Below are 634 nucleotides of genomic sequence, written 5' to 3'. Positions count from 1 at the left end.
TGAGGTTCGGATAAACTTGGCAGTTTATCGCTTACTCGTTGTCAGTTTTGAAAGAGTAACCAGTCCCCAAAAAGTGAAGATAAGCGTTGCAGCTTATACCGATTACTTTTCGGGGGCCCCGGAAACCTTCTTTCAATTTAAGTCATGTCATCCGTTTGGTGGCGATGGCGGAGGGGAACCACGCGTTCCCATACCGAACACGACCGTTAAGCCCTCCAGCGCCAATGGTACTTAGACCGCAGGGTCTTGGGAGAGTAGGACGTCGCCAAGCAGGTGTTATATTTACACCTTTGCAGCAGCCGAAAGGCTCCGCTGTGATTTACTTTGCACCTTGAAAACTGGATAACGAAAGAAAAGAATTGCTGAAACATCCTTTAAGCTGTTTTTATTGTTAGCGAAAGGTGTTCGAGATTGCAGCGACATTTAACGACTTTTTCCCCACCTCTACAGAGGTTATTGTTCAAGGGAAAAAGCGGTAACGGAGCGCAAGCCGAATCACCTGAGCATATGGTTAAGCTAGTAAGAGCGCACGGAGGATGCCTAGGCACCAGGAGCCGAAGAAGGACGTGGCGAACAACGATACCGCCCCGGGGAGCCGTAAGCAGGCATTGATCCGAGGATTTCCGAATGGGGA

General features: G+C 49.4%; 2 rRNA genes. Both read left to right on the top strand.

Annotated features, from left to right (window positions below):
* The first annotated feature begins 154 nt into the window (after positions 1-154).
* Positions 155-271: ribosomal RNA gene (gene rrf, locus MRBLPE1_RS10560) — 5S ribosomal RNA — on the top strand.
* A gap of 238 nt (positions 272-509) precedes the next feature.
* Positions 510-634: ribosomal RNA gene (locus MRBLPE1_RS10555) — 23S ribosomal RNA — on the top strand; the annotation flags it as partial.

The organism is Paenibacillus sp. LPE1-1-1.1 (assembly GCF_040676435.1).
Taxonomy (GTDB): Bacteria; Bacillota; Bacilli; order Paenibacillales; family Paenibacillaceae; genus Pristimantibacillus.
This window is presented reverse-complemented; position numbering and strand designations above follow the sequence as displayed.